The sequence below is a fragment of the Leyella stercorea genome (assembly GCF_021531655.1).
In genome coordinates, this window is the sequence record NZ_JADYUF010000034.1 from 23,291 (window position 1) to 39,592 (window position 16,302).

Genomic DNA, 16,302 nt, shown 5'->3' on the forward strand with positions numbered 1-16,302 from the left:
AAAAACAAACAATACATTAAACACTAATAATTAGTCTTTAAAAAAATGTAGTCCTTTTGCCCTTCAAAAGGATTCGTTTTGGAAGGCAAAAGGATTCGTTTTGCAATGAAAAAGGGCCCCTTTTGGAGTGCAAAAGGAGCCCTTTTTAAAGGTAATTGTTTTGATGTTGAATTACAATCGTTAGAATTCTGTTACTCAGCTGTTTCGAGCAGCAGCACTCGGCTTGCCCATTCGTTGGCCTTGCCCCAGTCTGCATTATGACCGTAAGGAATCTCCAGGCCGTTCTGCATGAGATATTCGCCTGAGAAAGTCTTGCCCTCGAAGGCGAGCGGAGTCTTGTCGATGCGGTTAAGCTCGGTGATGCGATAGCGCTTCTGCGGGTTGAGTCCAGCCATCGGGATGCGTGGCAGGTGCTGATTGCAGAACGACTCGGTCTTCCACCAGTAGAACACAGCCTTATCCTTCATGTTAGTAACGTACATGAGCGATGCCACACCCTTCTTCTCGTAGGGCGACTGCAGGCGATAAAGGTCGCCGAACTGTACGATAGGACGGATGCGCTTATAGTCGGCTATAGCCTTGCGACACTGGTCCTTGTCGGCTTCGCTCAGCACCTTGGGCTGTATCTCCATGCCGAGACGTCCGCTCATAGCCACGTCGGTGCGATACTTCAATGGCACGGTGCGTGCTGTCTGATGGTTGGGGGCATTGGAGATGTGAGATGCCATGGCTATGGCAGGGAAGAAGTAGCTGGTTCCCCACTGCATATATACGCGCTGAAGGGCGTCTGTATTGTCACTGGTCCAGAACTCGTCGAAGTAGGGGAGAGTGCCCCAGTTGACACGTCCGCCACCAGAAGCGCAGTCCTGGATGGTGAGGTCGGGGTATTTGGCACGGATGCGCTGCAATACCTTCTCTAAACCACGGTGATACTCAATGTAGAGATGGCTTTGATTGTTGGCAGTGAGATATTGCGAACCATGGTTTGTTATCTTCATATTAGAGTCCCACTTGATGTAGTCAATCTCAGGATACTTCGTCATCATGTCGTCCACGATGGAGAACACGAAGTCCTGCACCTTAGGATTGCCGAGGTCGAGCACCACCTGTGTGCCGCCGCGTCCGCACTTAAGGTCGCGGCGGGGAGCCTTGATCACCCATTCGGGATGTTTCTCGAAGAGTTCACTCTTTGTGTTCGCCATCTCCGGCTCGAGCCATATACCGAATTTAATGCCCTGCTTCTTGGCTTCGGCAAGCAGACCGTCAATGCCGTGAGGCAACTTGTCCTTGTCTAAAACCCAGTCGCCCAGCGCACAGTTGTCGATGCTTCGCTTGTACTTATTGCCAAACCATCCGTCGTCCATGACGAACAGTTCGCCACCCATCGACTTGATGTCAGCCATCATCTGCGCCATTTCAGGCTCCTTGATGTTGAGATATACGCCCTCCCACGAGTTGAGCAGAATCTTGCGCTCGACGTTGCCGTTCATCAGTTTGTACTGGCGTCCCCAACGGTGGAAGTTACGGCTCACTCCGCTCATTCCCTCTTTGCTGTAGGAGAAGGCTGTGACGGGAGTGGTGAAGGTCTCGTTCTTGGCGAGATGATACTCCGAGTTGTACTCGTCGATGCCTGCAAAGAACTGGTGATACTCCGACTCGTCGGTCACGGTGCGCAGCTTGTAGTTGCCCGAATAGCAAATGGCGGCACCGATAACACGGCCCGTGTTCTCCTTGCCCTTGCCGTCGAGCGAGAACATTACCTCTCCACGTGATGTCTGTGCATTACGTGTTCCGTCATGGTTGTCAATAATGAATGTGCCGGGCTTCAGCTCCTCTTCCGACAGCTGTGCCTCATTTGCCCATGCACCGTAGAAGTGCGACATCCATACATTGCCACGACGTATGGGCAGATAGGCTGAGTCGAATTGCGCGAGAGTGACGGTAGACTTCTCGCCGTTGCTTATCTCGGTCCACATCTCGATAATGTCCACATCGTTGTAGGCACGGTAGCACACGGTGACGTAGAAGGGATATACGCGGTCTTTGAGCTTCACTTTGAGCACTTTGGCGTTCTTTTCGGCTGTAGTGGTGAAGCTATCAACATCCATCTCAAGAGTCATGTTGCCATCGGCATGGCGCACCGAAAGTGCAGCAGCCGATTCGCCTATCATGCCATACACCGGATAAGCGTCCTTGCCAGCCGTTCCGCCAGCCTGGAGTGTGGCTATGTCGGCATCCGCTAGCTTGTCGCCATAATACACGAATTTGAATGCTCCGCCCTTGGTGGCGTCCACTACGAGCGATGTCTTGGGTGTAGACACGCTGATATTCTCGGCATTGGCAGCGCCCGAAAGCATCATCAGAGCCAATGCCGGAAGAAAAATTCGTTTAGAAAAAATTATCATAGTTTGTTTTAGTTATATGCATCTCTTAGTTCATAGTTATGCAAATTTACCAATAATTTTAATATAAGCAAATATTCATTGTCGTGTTTTTGGGCGTCAACCATATTAAATGTGATGTAGGGAGTATAATTGCAATAATTTTGGTTTGTATTGTAGCGTAGTATCAAGTATTTTCATTAAATTTGCAAATCGAATATTGAAAAACGACTGTACGAAACTAATACAATATTAATATGATAGACGTAAAAGAAACATTGAACAGTGCCGAGGAGCGCATGGAAATGGGTGCAATGTACCTTGAGGAGCAGCTTGCACGCATCCGTGCCGGACGTGCCAACGTGGCAATTCTTGACGGCGTTCGAGTTAGTTCATGGGGTTCGATGGTGCCATTGAACCAGGTAGCCAACGTTACTGTGCCCGATCCACGCACTATCGCTATCCGTCCTTTCGACAAGAAGCAGATCCGCGAGATTGAGAAGGCTATCATGGATAGCGACGTAGGCATCACTCCCGAGAACAACGGCGAGATTATCCGCCTTGGCATTCCGCAGCCTACAGAGGAACGCCGTAAGGAGCTTGTCAAGCAGTGCAACAAGATTGGCGAGCGCACTAAAGTGGAGATTCGCAACGCACGTCAGGAGACAAAGGACAAGCTGAAGAAGGCTATCAAGGACGGTCTGTCTGAGGATTTGGAGAAGGACGCTGAGGGCGAACTCCAGAAGATTCACGACAAGTTTGTCAAGAAGGTTGATGACCTGCTCGCTGCAAAGCAGAAGGAAATCATGACAGTATAATGTAAAGGTAAAAAAAAGTAAAAGAGTAAAAAGGTAGAATTGAGGCGAAGAATAATATTGCCTTTTACCTTTTTACCCTTTTACTTTTTTACTTTTTTACTCTTTTACTTTTATTCAATGCAAGGTTTAGTAATAAAGAACACGGGCAGCTGGTACACTGTGCGCACTGACGACGCGCAGAATGTAGACTGCAAGATAAAGGGCAACTTCCGCCTTAAAGGCATACGCAGCACCAATCCCGTTGCTGTGGGCGACCGTGTGGAGATTGTGCGCAATCAGGAGGGCACGGCTTTCATCACTGCCATTTGCGACCGACGCAATTATATCATACGCAAGTCGCAAAACCTGAGCAAGCAGAGCCACATCATTGCGGCTAATGTCGATCAGGCTTTTCTTATCGTCACGGTCAACTATCCGCAGACAAGCACCATTTTCATCGACCGCTTTCTTGCCACTGCCGAGGCTTACAGCGTTCCGACTGTGCTCGTGTTCAACAAGACCGATATTCTCTCGGATGAAGAACGTCACTATCAGGAGATGATGATGACGCTCTATCGTACGATTGGCTACGAGTGTGTGGCTGTGTCGGCCACTACGGGACTGGGTATGGACAGCATACAACCTATGCTGAAGGACAAGATAACATTGCTCAGCGGCAACAGCGGTGTGGGCAAGTCTACCTTCATCAATCATATCCTTCCTGATGCCAACCTGCGCACGTCGTCAATTTCCGACGCTCACAACACGGGTATGCACACCACTACTTTTTCTGAGATGTTGCCACTTCCCGAGGGTGGATGGATTATCGACACTCCGGGCATCAAGGGTTTCGGAACGTTCGACATCGAGCCTGAAGAGCTGACAAGCTACTTCAAGGATATATTCCACTTCTCGAAGGACTGCCGCTTCAACAACTGCACGCACACTCACGAACCTGGTTGTGCCGTGCTGAAAGCCGTTGAAGAGCACTACATAGCTGCATCACGCTATCAGAGCTATCTCTCGATGCTTGAGGATAAGGACGAAAACAAATACCGCGAAGCTTATTAAGCCTCGCGGTTTTTTGTTTTTATAATATTACTTGGTGGCTGTTGCCGTCAGTTTCCGTAATGTATTTTGCAGTAGTGTGATGCTTGGATTCTTCAGCACTACTCGTTTTTGTTCGTCAAGCAGATATACCGACGGTACCGACTTGATGTAGTATATGTCATCGGTGGTGATTTGTCCGTCGGGACTGTAGCCTTCGGTCCATGTGGCGGGCATGCGCGACTTCTTCGTCTTCCACATGTCGGAGTCGCTATAGGGATATATGGCGAGCACGCTGATGGCTGGCGATGACGTTTCAGGCATTGCTGCAATCTGTGCAGCGATTTCGTGACAGTGGTCGCAGTCGGGGTCGTAGAAATATAATAATGTGTATTTTGCTTTCAGATTGTACAACTGGTGTTGCTGGTTCTTGCGGTCGATGTACACAAAGTCGGTGGCTGTAGTGCCTGGAAGGTTCTTCTTCAGGTTGCGTGCCATGTATTCGTTGCGTGTGCGTTCGGCCATTGAGGCAAACTTATTTGCCGACATGACGTCGAGAAACTGAGCGTAGAGCAAGTCGTTGTGCAGCGGTGATTCGGAGTCGCCGAGATATTTCTCCGTCAGTGTGGCGAAATAATCGCGTATTAGTTCGGGTGTTTTGCTGTCGTCTTCTTTGCCGGTCTTTATGTTGTAGAGGTGGTCTGCCAATGCCTTTATGCCGAGAGTGGCAGTCGACGGAGCTACACGCGGCAACAGGTCGATGAAGTTGGCAAATCCTTGTTCGGTCGTTTCGGGACGGTGCATGAGTGTGGTGTCGGCAAAGTTGAATCGGTCCCAGTAGTGTTCCATCACATACATGGCACGTGTTTCGGCAGTGCGCAGTGTGTCGGGCACTGTAGGGTAGGGGAAGTTGTCGGCCTGTTGTGCCATGGCATTGGTGCATGTAAGCATAGCTGTAACTATGGCTATTGCTGTAAAGAAGGATTTGCTCATGTCTGTTCTGTTTTATGGTGAAACACCCTAAGTCAATTGTATAACTCCAAACGTAAGGTCTGAAGTGTCATAAACGTAAATGCCGCAACAATCCATCTATGAAATTGGATGTTGCGGCATTTTGTATTATTTGATTACTGCATGTCGTAAACTACCTGCATGAGCTTCTTGCCCAGTGCGTCAGCCTCTTCCATTGTAGCAGCCTCGCTGTATACACGGATGATAGGCTCGGTGTTCGACTTGCGCAGATGAACCCACTTGTCGGGGAAATCAATCTTAACGCCGTCGATGTCAGTAATCTTCTCGTCCTTGAACATCTCCTTCACCTTCTCGAGGATTGCGTCGATGTCGGTAGACGGGGTGAGGTCGATGCGGTTCTTGGCAATCTGATAGCTTGGGAATGTAGCACGCAACTCGCTTGCTGTGCACTTCTTGTGAGCCAGTGAAGAGAGGAACAGAGCGATACCTACCAATGCGTCGCGGCCGTAGTGGCTCTCCGGATAGATTACACCGCCATTGCCCTCGCCGCCGATAACGGCGTGCTCGGCCTTCATCTTGGTAGTAACGTTGACCTCGCCTACTGCCGATGCTGTGTAAACGCCACCGTGCTTCTCGGTAACGTCGCGCAGAGCGCGTGTAGAAGAGAGGTTGCTTACGGTGTTACCCGGTGTGTGAGAGAGTACGTAGTCGGCTACGCTTACGAGTGTGTATTCCTCGCCGAACATCTCGCCATTCTCGCAAATGAAAGCCAGACGGTCAACATCGGGGTCAACAACGATACCGAGGTCGTACTTGCCGCTCTTCATCTCGTCCATGATGCCATGGAGGTTCTTCTCCAATGGCTCTGGGTTGTGAGCGAAGTCGCCGTTAGGTGTGCTGTTGAGTATAGTGTACTCTACGCCGAGAGCCTTAAGGAGTTCGGGCAAGATAACACCACCAACGCTGTTGATAGCGTCAACACAAACCTTGAACTTAGCGTTCTTGATAGCCTCTACGTCAGCCAGTTTGAGGTCGAGTACGCTCTGAATGTGACGTGCGTCCATAGAGTCGTCGCGTGTGTAGTGGCCCAGATTGTCAACGTCGGCATAGTCGAAGTCTTCCTTCTCGGCGATTTCCAGAACCTCGTTGCCGTTCTCCTTTGTCAGGAATTCGCCCTCGCTGTTGAGCAGCTTCAGAGCGTTCCACTGACGTGGGTTGTGGCTTGCTGTTATTATGATACCACCCATAGCGCCAGTCCAGCGTACTGCCAGCTCTGTAGTAGGAGTAGTTGCGAGGTCGATGTCGATAACATCAAGTCCCATACCCATAAGAGTACCGCACACGATGTTGCGCACCATGTCGCCAGAGATACGTGCGTCGCGACCAACTACTATCTTGCCGCGTCCTTCAGTCTTGGCATTGCGCTTCATGAATGTAGCGTAGGCAGTTGTAAACTTAACGATGTCGAGCGGATTGAGTGTGTCGCCCGTAGGTCCGCCGATAGTGCCGCGGATACCTGAAATTGACTTGATTAGTGTCATAGTAATGATGTTTATTAATGATTGACTTTAGTCTTTAGTATGTTGGTGGCCGTTGTTGTGTGGCCGCCGATTCTGTTTTATCGTCCCAACTGGTATGTTATCTCGTACATGCACGGATAGACATTCTGCGAGGCATTGCTTTGTCCCATTGAGTGCGGAACGATAAGTTTCACCTTGGCAATCTCGTCGGTTGCTGAAGCCGGAATGCCAAGCTTGATATAAGTCAGCGGAACGAGCCATCCCGAAGGAACAGCTGTTGAGCTGTATGTACTGTACATCAGACTGCTTTCTTTGTCGAATGTGCCAGAGAATGTACCTGATGTATTTTTCACTGTCATTTTTTCTACTTCCCAAAGGTATGAGTAGATGTTGGAACATTGCAGTGTAGAGTCTGATTCGAGAATATTGTACTCGTTGAATCGGCACAGTATCTTTTCGGTCTTGCCGCTTTCCAGTTTCTTGCCACATCCCTCGCGCACAATCTGCATATAAACGCCAGTGCCGTCAAACAATACCCACTCGTTCTTGTCAACGTTAGTGGTCTGGTTTTGTGCATTGAATACATCCTCAGATATGACCTTTATCTTTTGGTTGGCAATGTATCGGTTTATAGCCGAGCGTTCCTTCTTTTTCATGTCGGCATAAGTTTCGCTGTCGCTACACGAAGCAAGAGCCACGATGGCTAAGAGTGTGAGCGTCAAGAATTTTAACGTTTTCATCAATTGCTTTTTCTTTTTTATTTGATTGTAATCACTAATTATCGTACAAAAGTACAAAAATTATATGTAATGTCACCTTGGGTTGACAATATTTCACGTTTTTTATTTCGTGAGCAGGTCTTTGTATTGCTCAAATGCCGTTCTTACTATACGTTCAGCCTCGTCGAGCGAGCAGTAGAGTCTGCCGCCGCTGGCGTTGAGGTGGCCGCCGCCGTTGAAGAAGTCGGCTGCCATCTTGTTGCAGGGGAAGTCGTCTACCGAGCGCAGCGACACCCAGATGGTGTTGTCGCGGCGGTCGTCCTCGCGCAGCGAAACCGACAGGCGCATGCCTTTTATCTTCAGAGGTTCGTTGACAAGCCCCTCAGCGTCACCCTTGATGAAGTGGAAGTCGCGCATATCGCGGCGCGAGATGGTGAAGTAGGAGGCGTGAATGTCGCCAAACACGTTGAGTTTCTGGCTCATCAGATGGCCGCGCAGACGTATTGCCCACGGGCTGAAGTTGTTGAATACGTTGCGGTATATCTTGTCCTTGTCGATGCCCTTGGTCAGCAATTGGCTGACGATATAGAAAATTTCCGGACGTGTAGAGTTGTAGGTGAATCCGCCCGTGTCGGTCATCATACCGCAATATATGCACACGGCACACTTGCGCGACATCTCTTCGAATCCGCCCAACTGCCATATTATACGGAACACGAGTTCGGAGGTGCTCGACATATGCGGGTGAGATATGGTCAGAACTGTGTCCATGTGCGGGTCGAGATGGTGGTCGATCATAATCTTCTTGGCAGGCGACTGCTCCAAAGCGTCCTTCATATCGTCCACACGGTCGGTACCGTTGAAGTCGAGACAGAATATCAGGTCGGCTGAGGCAAGCATCGGGTCGGCCTTGTCGGCAGCGTGCTTGTCGTATCGTATGATGCGTTCGGAGCCTGGCATCCATTGTAGAAAGTCGGGATAAGCGTCAGGTACAATGATTTCGGGGTTTTTGCCGAGCGTGCGCAGATAGTCGGCCCATGCAAGTGACGATCCGATGGCGTCACCGTCGGGTGACTTATGACAGCAAATAATAATGTGTTCGGCTGAGTTGATATATGCCTTGAGTGATTCGGCTTCCGCCGCGGTTAATAATTCTATACCCATTGTTTAAATAATGTATTGGATGCAAAGTTACAAATTAAGTATGGTACAGCCAACTTTTTTTCGTTTTTGCAACTTTTTTTTGTAGCTTTGCGTCAAAAATCTGATTAATAATTAATATTTGGTATTATGATGACAGCAAAACGTATCTTTTCATTCATTGTCTTGGTGACGATGAGTGTTGCATGCATAGCATGCTATTCGAGCAAGGATCTGAAGGCAGACCGTTCTTTCGCGAAACGTGTAGTTAAGGTTGGCTATTTCTGCAAGATTGAGTCGTACACCTCGGCTGATATAAAGTTTGTTCAAGGCAAGACATCGTCGGTGCGTATTGAGGGAACCAAGAGTCTGGTAGACAATCTCAACATAAAGCAGAATGGCGAGACTCTTGTTGTTACAACTAAAGGTCGTGGAATGAGAATAGTCGGTCCGGCGCGCCTCACCGTATATGTATCGTCGCCAGACATTACTTCTGTCTATCTGAAAGGATCGGGCAATTTTGAAGCGCAAAGCAATATCGACACCGATGTTCTTGACGTGGAGCTCTCAGGTTCGGGCGATGTCGACCTGCGCAAAGTATTGTGCGATAATATTTCGTTGCGTCTGCGTGGCAGTGGCGATGTTAAAGCCCTTGGCGTTGACTGTGCTGCAGCCAATCTCGAACTGCTTGGCAGTGGCGACCTTGAGGTGAAGATGCTGAAGGCACGCAATGCAAATGCAGCACTCAGAGGCTCGGGCGATCTTGACGCTACGCTCAAAGGTGTAGCCGACGTGAAGGCTTCGTTGCAAGGCAGTGGCGACCTCGATCTTGATTTCATCAATTGTGGCAATGCCGATATTGACCTGCGCGGCAGTGGCGACGTAGAGTTGAAGGGAACGTTGCGCACGCTCAACACCTCAAAGAAAGGTTCGGGCGACATCGACCGTTCTGAGTTGCGTGTAGCTCGATGACGAGACCGCATGAAAAACAAAAGAGGTTGGTGCAGGAAGCTACCAACCTCATAACTGTTGATTTCGTAAAAATCGAAATCATCAAAAAATGATACCGCAAATATATAGCTTATATTCGAACAAAACAAATATTTGTGGTTAAAAAGTAGATTATTTAACAAAATAAGCTAATTTTGCAAGTTGTTAAGCATAAAACAATGGCAATGTCTGCATTGAATGCTGCGGACATTGCCATTATTTTAATGTATGTATAATTGATTACGAAAATTATTAATTCAGACTATTATTAAATTTGTATGGGAAGAAACAAATATTCTGATTCCGAAATTCAGGGCATTGCCAAGCTACTGCGACTGAAGAACTGTGCCAACCGTGCCAAGCAGAAGGATATTCGTCATAAGCTGCGTGTAGAGTATGAATTCAACATCTCCGATTTTAATGTGCCGGGACATGCATTTGGCGAGCAGGAACTGTATGACGCCATACACCGTGGTGCCATACGCATACTCGACGACCAGACCATTGCCGACATGAAAGCCAAGCGAGCACGCGACCGTGAGCGCGACGAAGCAGCCCGGATGCAGGACGCTGTTGCCGCTGGCGAGCAGACCGATTGGCAGGAAGCCATGAAGCAGTGGCAGGACTGGGAGGCAAGCGAGATAAGCAAGATAGACAAGTAGTCTACAGCTTCACCTGAACAGCTGCTGGATAGATGCGGCAAGGGTCGCCGAATGTAGCCAGGCTTTCTGCCATGTTCTGAAGGTTAGGCTTCAGTTTGCCTGCAAACACCTTACGGCCGTTGACCATCACCGTAACCTTGCGGTTCATATCTACCAAATGCTCGTCGAGGAACACGGTGAACTGCAGGTCGGTGGCTTCCGAATAGTGGCGCTTTATCTTCATTTCGATGCTGTGCCAGTATGGGTCGGTCTGCAGAACCTCGTATGTCACGGTCTTCACTGTAATGTTTACGGTGTTGTCCGTTATGTCCATTGTGTATGTAGTGCGCGACATCGGGTCGAGGACGGGGCGCTTGTCGACACGCAGGTTGTAGAATCCCTGACGATGACGTCCGTCTACATCAAAGTCCTCCCACATCATATGCTTGGGGTAAGGGTTGCGTGTGAACTTGCTCAGCCATGGTGTTGTGGGGCGATAGTCAATCTGATGGGCGCAGTTGGGCACCAGTTCGATGCGGTGCTTGAACTGGTCGGGATGCAGAGCTTGCAGACTGTCAAACGCCATTTTGGTATCAGTGGTGAATTGGTTGCGGAAGAACATCCGGTCGTACTCGCCAGTGAGGAAAGAGAAACCGATGTTGGCGCAGTTCTCAACAGGAGCATTGCGCAGCGGTTCGCCGCCAGCCATAGGTCCGGCAGCAGCCAGATAGTCGGCATAGTATGAAGCCAGACGCTGCGATCCGTATCCGCCCTCCGATATGCCGAACATATAAATGCGGTTCGGATTGATTTCGCCCGATAGCATAGCCATGCGCAGCAGCTTCTCCCAAGCCCACTGCTTCGACTTCTGCCACCATCTGTAATAGTTGCCCTCATTAGGGATTTGAGGTATGAAGTAGGCGGAAGGCGAATCCTCAAACATCTGGGCGAGCTTTAATCCGGTTATCCATTCCTGCGCCTTCGGTCCAGAACCGTGCATATAGACGAACAGTGGCAGTCCGTCGGCAGGTACAGTCTCACCGGCTGCCACCTTCTTACCATAATAATATGGCATAATGGCGTTGGGCTCAAGATTGGCTGGCAACTGCCATTTGCCGGTCTTGGCATCCGACAGGTTGGGCAGTCCTACCATTATGTTTTTGTCCTGTGCGTCGTTGGCGCGCTTCCAAGCCTCCCAAAGCATAGTTCTTGACGATGCCACGTCAGCCGTCTTCACCTTGGCATTGCAGTTGAGCTGCGCATCCTTTCCAGCCAGACGCTGACCGAAATAGTTCTCAATTTCCTTAGCTGTAGAGTTGTTGTCGGATTTGGCAGCAGCCGTTGTGTACGAGCCAAAACCCAAAGTGGCTGCAAGCAAAGCCACACTCCATGTCTTGAATACAGACTTGCTGTAGATTTTTTGTTTTGCGAAAGGTTTCATTTCTTATGTTTGTTGTTTCTTATTCGGCTGTAAAGGTAAATATTAATTTTCAATTCATCACGTGTATTCATATATAAATATACATTTTAATCTCAACAATTAAACTGTAAAACCACAACGTTGTCGATTTTTATTCGTATATTTGCCATATATAACAATATGTAAACAATAAATATAGTTCCACTATGAGATATCTTGACCCTAAAGCCGACCTCACATTCAAGAAGATATTTGGTGAGCATAAGGATTTGCTCATCAGTCTGCTTAACGCCCTGCTGCCATTGGCTGATGACGAGCAGATAGAGAGCGTTGAGTATTTGTCGCCTGAACTTGTGCCCGACACTTACGTAGGTAAGAACAGTATTGTTGACGTGAGATGTCGTGATGTGAAAAACAGACAATTTATTGTAGAAATGCAGATGCTGTGGACAGAGGCGTTCAAACAGCGTGTGCTGTTTAATGCTTCCAAGGCTTTTGTGCGTCAGCTTGACAAAAAGCGCAAGTATGAAATGTTACAGCCTGTCTATTCGCTCAATCTTGTCAACGAGACTTTCATGAAGGAATATCCGGATGAGTTTATCCATAACTACAATGTTGTGCACGAACTGCATAGCGACGAGATTATCGACGGACTTCATTTCACATTCGTGGAGCTTCCAAAATTCCAGGCTCATTCCATCAAAGAAAAGAAAATGGCTGTGCTGTGGCTTAGATTTCTGACAGAGATAGATGAGCATACAAAGGAAGTTCCGCAAGAACTGTTGGACAATCCCGAGACCTCTAAAGCACTAAAGGCTGTAGAAGAATCAGCAATGTCGAAAAATGAGCTTCTTGCCTACGACGACTTTTGGGACAAACTCGGTGCAGAACGCTTGCTTCTTGTCGATTCTAATAGGAGAAGCATGGAGGAAGGCAGAGCTGAAGGCAGAGCAGAAGGACGTGTTGAGATTGCCAGAAATTTATTAAATATGGGAATGTCAATTGACGACATTGCAAAAGCAACTGGTCTGCAGAGACAGGAAATTGAACGGTTGAATCCGGTTGTATAAATAAAATGGGAAAGCCTCGAAAATAAAATGAGGGTGTGTCAAAACAAAATTGACACACCCTCATTGCTTTATGTATAGTCTTAGAGACAATAATCTCTTCAGCCTTTTTACTCTTTTACCTTTTTACTCTTTTACTTTTTTACCTTTTTACTTTTCTTAGAACTCGCTTGTGAAGTGGAACTTGATGTGCTTGAAGTCCTGCTGAGCCATAGACAGCACATAGCCCGAGTCAGCAAGGAATACATCGCGTCCGTCGCGGTCCTTGGCCATATACTGATACTTGCGCTTCTTGAACTGCTCGAGTTCATCAGCATCGTCGCTCTCTATCCAGCAAGCCTTGTGCAGATGAACGGGTTCCCAACGGCACTTGGCGTTATACTCGTTCTCCAGACGATACTGTATCACCTCAAACTGCAGCTGACCTACGGTGCCGATAATCTTACGACCGTTAAACTGGTTGACAAACAGCTGTGCCACACCCTCGTCCATGAGCTGGTTGATACCCTTCTCAAGCTGCTTTGCCTTCATTGGGTCGTCGTTCTCGATATACTTGAACATCTCCGGCGAGAACGAAGGCAGTCCGCGGAAGTGAAGCTTCTCGCCCTCAGTCAGTGTGTCGCCAATCTTGAAGATGCCGTTGTCGGGCAAACCTACGATGTCGCCTGGCCATGCCTCGTCAATGGTGCTCTTGCGCTGAGCCATAAACTGAGTGGGCGAAGAGAAACGCAGAGTCTTGCCCTGACGCACATGCAGATAGGGCTTGTTGCGCTCGAACTTGCCGCTGCACACCTTGCAGAAGGCGATACATGAGCGGTGGTTGGGGTCGATGTTGGCTGTAATCTTGAAGATGAAGCCGGTAAACTTCGGCTCTTCGGGCTCTACGGTGCGCTCCTCAGCCTTTGTTGGTCTTGGCGACGGGGCTATCTTGACAAAGCAGTTGAGCAGTTCCTGCACACCGAAGTTGTTCAATGCCGAACCGAAGAATACGGGAGCCACTTCTGCCGAACGGTAAGTCTCAACGTCAAACTCGGGATATACGCCGTCAATCAGCTCCACGTCGTCGCGCAGCTGCTTGGCATCCTGCTCGCCGATGTGCTCTTCAAGTTCTGTAGAGTTGATGTCAACCTCCACCTTTTCAGTCACGCGCTGCTTGTCGGGCTTGAAGAGGTCGAGTTTGTTCTCGTAGATATTGTACACACCCTTGAACTTGACACCGATGTTGATAGGCCATGACAGCGGGCGCACGCTGATCTGGAGTTCCTCCTCCAGTTCGTCGAGTAAGTCGAACGGGTCGCGTCCCTCGCGGTCCATCTTGTTGATGAAGATGATAACCGGAGTGTTGCGCATGCGGCACACCTCCATCAGCTTACGTGTCTGGGTCTCCACACCCTTCGCACCGTCCACTACAATGATGGCAGAGTCGACAGCTGTAAGAGTGCGGTATGTGTCTTCGCAGAAGTCCTGGTGACCCGGAGTGTCAAGAATGTTGATTTTGTAGCCCTCGTAGTCAAACTCCATAACCGAAGTCGACACAGAGATACCACGCTGCTTCTCGATTTCCATCCAGTCGGACGTAGCCGACTTGCGTATTTTGTTGTTCTTTACTGCACCTGCCACCTGTATCTGGCCGCCAAAGAGAAGGAACTTCTCGGTGAGCGTAGTCTTACCTGCGTCAGGGTGTGATATGATGGCGAAAGTTCGCCTGCGTTCTATTTCCTGGTTCATAATATACGTTTTGGACTGCAAAGTTATACAAACTATTGCACATAAAAACACGCTTGCCTGATTTTTTGACTTTTAAACCATATTTATTATGTATAATGGTGATAGTTCGGTTGGCAAACTACACCCCATCAGCACATCACCTCCTCAACCTAAGTGGAGCGCAGCCCGCTCCTATATTTGCATTCTTGACCGCTCAAAACTGCGAGCTGAACGCGCGAGGAAATCTTTAGCTCAAAATTCGTGAGTTTTGAGCGTGCAGCGATTATTGCTTTAATACTCAGCGTGTTGCGGTGTTTTAGAGTGTAGATGTGCAATTGCAAGCCATCAGAAAAGGCTCCTTTTCTTTTCTAAAGGGCAACTTTAGCCCTCCTCATAAGCCCTAATAGCATTGCAATAGTAGTCGTTTTGCAATCTAAAAAGGGCTTCTTTGCACTCAAAAAGTAGTCCCTTTGGAGTGCAAAGAAGCCCAGAATGACTAAATATATGGCATCCGCCACTTCCGTTACATATAAAAAACGCTTCCGTAAACTCCAGAATCGAAATTCTGTTTGTAACACTTTTTTACTGCCTGTACGATATTTGCATACATTTCTTTATATATTATCCGTTGGCGGAATTATTTTTCATACAGTTCTATCGGCAATTTATCGGGGTCGCTGAAGAACACAAAACGCTTGCCGGTATATTCATCTGTGCGTATTGGTTCGTGTACAATACCTTTGCAGTCAAGTTCGTCAACTGCCTCAGCCAAATTGTCCACTTCAAATGCAAGATGACGCAGACCTGCTGCTTCGGGATATGATGGACGCACAGGAGGATTGGGGAATGAAAACAACTCCACTACATACGTAGAACCAAGCCAACAGTCTGCCTTCCACGAATCACGTTCCTTGCGATAATGCTCACTGACAATTCTTAATCCGAGCACATCGGTATAGAATTGCTTCGACCGCTCATAGTCGGAGCAAATCACTGCTACATGATGAATTTTATTTAATCTCATAATTACTCTTATATATTGTCTGTAAAGTTATTGTTTTTTACTCTAAATAACAGTCGTAACGAAATCTTTTATTGGTTGGATATCAGCGAGCTAAATACTTTGAAGAATGTAACTGCTAACGATTTAGAAACGAGCTATATTCTTTTTCTTTTACAACCTTGCAATATACAAAGAATGCCTAAATTTGCGACAAAGATACGATGTTTTTCTTAATATCCCATAATTTACAAGAAGAGAAACATAGAAATTAGGACTTTTATACTTTTCCGACACAAGCATATAGTGTTTTCATTTGTAAAATGATGTAATCCTAAGCAATAAACTTTATCAATCTTCGTTCTTTTAAAAGGTGAATCTGTTAAAACGACTACTAAATATGTAACCGAAAGCGTTAAGTCTAATGGTACAGCAGGAGTTGGCACATCAGCAGTTGGAAATGAAGTAGATAAAAGAAAAAAGAAATAAAATCCAATATGTGTACAAGGCTAATTATAGTCTTATTAGCCATGTACATGTATCTTCGATTAAATTTTCTAATTACAGTATAAGCGCACATAATACAATTGAGGTAATAGTTCCTATAAATGGTTATTATACACGACGTGTTGATGGAGTACTATTTTCTTATAAAGGATACAAGTTTAATAGAACTCTAAACATTTCAGATGTATTAACAAAATACGGTAAAGACATAACAAAAGAATGTGAACTTAAATTATCATTGTATGAAGTCTATGAAAATTTTTACTAAGTAAGTGATCTAAATTATTTATATATATATCAGTACTAATATGGTTATTTTTCCGTTTTATAGAAAAAGTAAATTATGAAACCAATAAAAGTACTTGAATTATCAGAGGATGATCGCCTCAAATTA

General features: G+C 47.3%; 13 protein-coding genes. 5 read left to right on the forward strand and 8 right to left on the reverse strand.

The features are described 5' to 3' along the window. Positions 1-191: 191 nt before the first annotated feature. A complete protein-coding gene (locus tag I6E49_RS10350; protein ID WP_235402170.1) occupies positions 192-2,405 on the reverse strand; it encodes an alpha-galactosidase in 2,214 nt (737 codons plus the stop codon). Between the two features lie 233 nt (positions 2,406-2,638). On the opposite strand from I6E49_RS10350, the gene frr reads away from it, so the two are divergent. Both frr and rsgA read left to right on the forward strand, forming a co-directional pair. Continuing rightward, positions 2,639-3,199, forward strand: coding sequence for a ribosome recycling factor (gene frr, locus I6E49_RS10355; protein ID WP_235402171.1), 561 nt, complete (start codon positions 2,639-2,641; stop codon positions 3,197-3,199). 117 nt (positions 3,200-3,316) lie between these two features. Further along, complete coding sequence (rsgA, locus tag I6E49_RS10360) at positions 3,317-4,249, forward strand: ribosome small subunit-dependent GTPase A (protein ID WP_235402172.1); 933 nt, start codon at positions 3,317-3,319, stop codon at positions 4,247-4,249. 27 nt (positions 4,250-4,276) lie between these two features. Here the strand turns inward: rsgA and I6E49_RS10365 are convergent, their stop codons facing one another. From I6E49_RS10365 to I6E49_RS10380, 4 genes are all read right to left on the reverse strand, one after another. Beyond that, complete coding sequence (locus I6E49_RS10365) at positions 4,277-5,218, reverse strand: DUF5106 domain-containing protein (protein WP_235402173.1); 942 nt, start codon at positions 5,216-5,218, stop codon at positions 4,277-4,279. A gap of 134 nt (positions 5,219-5,352) precedes the next feature. Next, positions 5,353-6,738, reverse strand: a complete 1,386-nt coding sequence (glmM, locus tag I6E49_RS10370; RefSeq protein WP_235402174.1) for a phosphoglucosamine mutase — start codon at positions 6,736-6,738, stop codon at positions 5,353-5,355. 77 nt (positions 6,739-6,815) lie between these two features. Further along, positions 6,816-7,457: a DUF4827 domain-containing protein gene (locus I6E49_RS10375; RefSeq protein WP_235402175.1), complete on the reverse strand. Its 642-nt coding sequence runs from the start codon at positions 7,455-7,457 to the stop codon at positions 6,816-6,818. A gap of 102 nt (positions 7,458-7,559) precedes the next feature. Further along, a complete protein-coding gene (locus I6E49_RS10380) occupies positions 7,560-8,600 on the reverse strand; it encodes a DHH family phosphoesterase (protein WP_235402177.1) in 1,041 nt (346 codons plus the stop codon). A 126-nt stretch (positions 8,601-8,726) separates the two neighbouring features. Here I6E49_RS10380 and I6E49_RS10385 point away from each other — a divergent pair, with 126 nt between their 5' ends. Further along, positions 8,727-9,548: a GIN domain-containing protein gene (locus tag I6E49_RS10385; protein ID WP_235402179.1), complete on the forward strand. Its 822-nt coding sequence runs from the start codon at positions 8,727-8,729 to the stop codon at positions 9,546-9,548. Positions 9,549-9,844: 296 nt separating this feature from the next. Further along, positions 9,845-10,228, forward strand: a complete 384-nt coding sequence (locus I6E49_RS10390) for a hypothetical protein (RefSeq protein ID WP_235402182.1) — start codon at positions 9,845-9,847, stop codon at positions 10,226-10,228. Between the two features lies 1 nt (position 10,229). On the opposite strand, the gene I6E49_RS10395 is transcribed toward I6E49_RS10390, so the two are convergent. After that, entirely contained in the window at positions 10,230-11,648 is a 1,419-nt protein-coding gene (locus I6E49_RS10395) for a hypothetical protein (RefSeq protein WP_235402183.1), read from the reverse strand. Positions 11,649-11,833: 185 nt separating this feature from the next. Here I6E49_RS10395 and I6E49_RS10400 point away from each other — a divergent pair, with 185 nt between their 5' ends. Further along, a complete protein-coding gene (locus I6E49_RS10400; protein WP_235402184.1) occupies positions 11,834-12,697 on the forward strand; it encodes an Rpn family recombination-promoting nuclease/putative transposase in 864 nt (287 codons plus the stop codon). Between the two features lie 156 nt (positions 12,698-12,853). Here the strand turns inward: I6E49_RS10400 and I6E49_RS10405 are convergent, their stop codons facing one another. Together I6E49_RS10405 and gloA2 are read right to left on the reverse strand one after the other, a co-directional pair. Beyond that, positions 12,854-14,422 (reverse strand): peptide chain release factor 3, encoded by a 1,569-nt coding sequence (locus I6E49_RS10405; RefSeq protein ID WP_235402185.1) that lies wholly within the window; start codon positions 14,420-14,422, stop codon positions 12,854-12,856. A 616-nt stretch (positions 14,423-15,038) separates the two neighbouring features. Beyond that, positions 15,039-15,425, reverse strand: coding sequence for an SMU1112c/YaeR family gloxylase I-like metalloprotein (gene gloA2, locus I6E49_RS10410; protein ID WP_235402186.1), 387 nt, complete (start codon positions 15,423-15,425; stop codon positions 15,039-15,041). Positions 15,426-16,302: the final 877 nt, after the last annotated feature.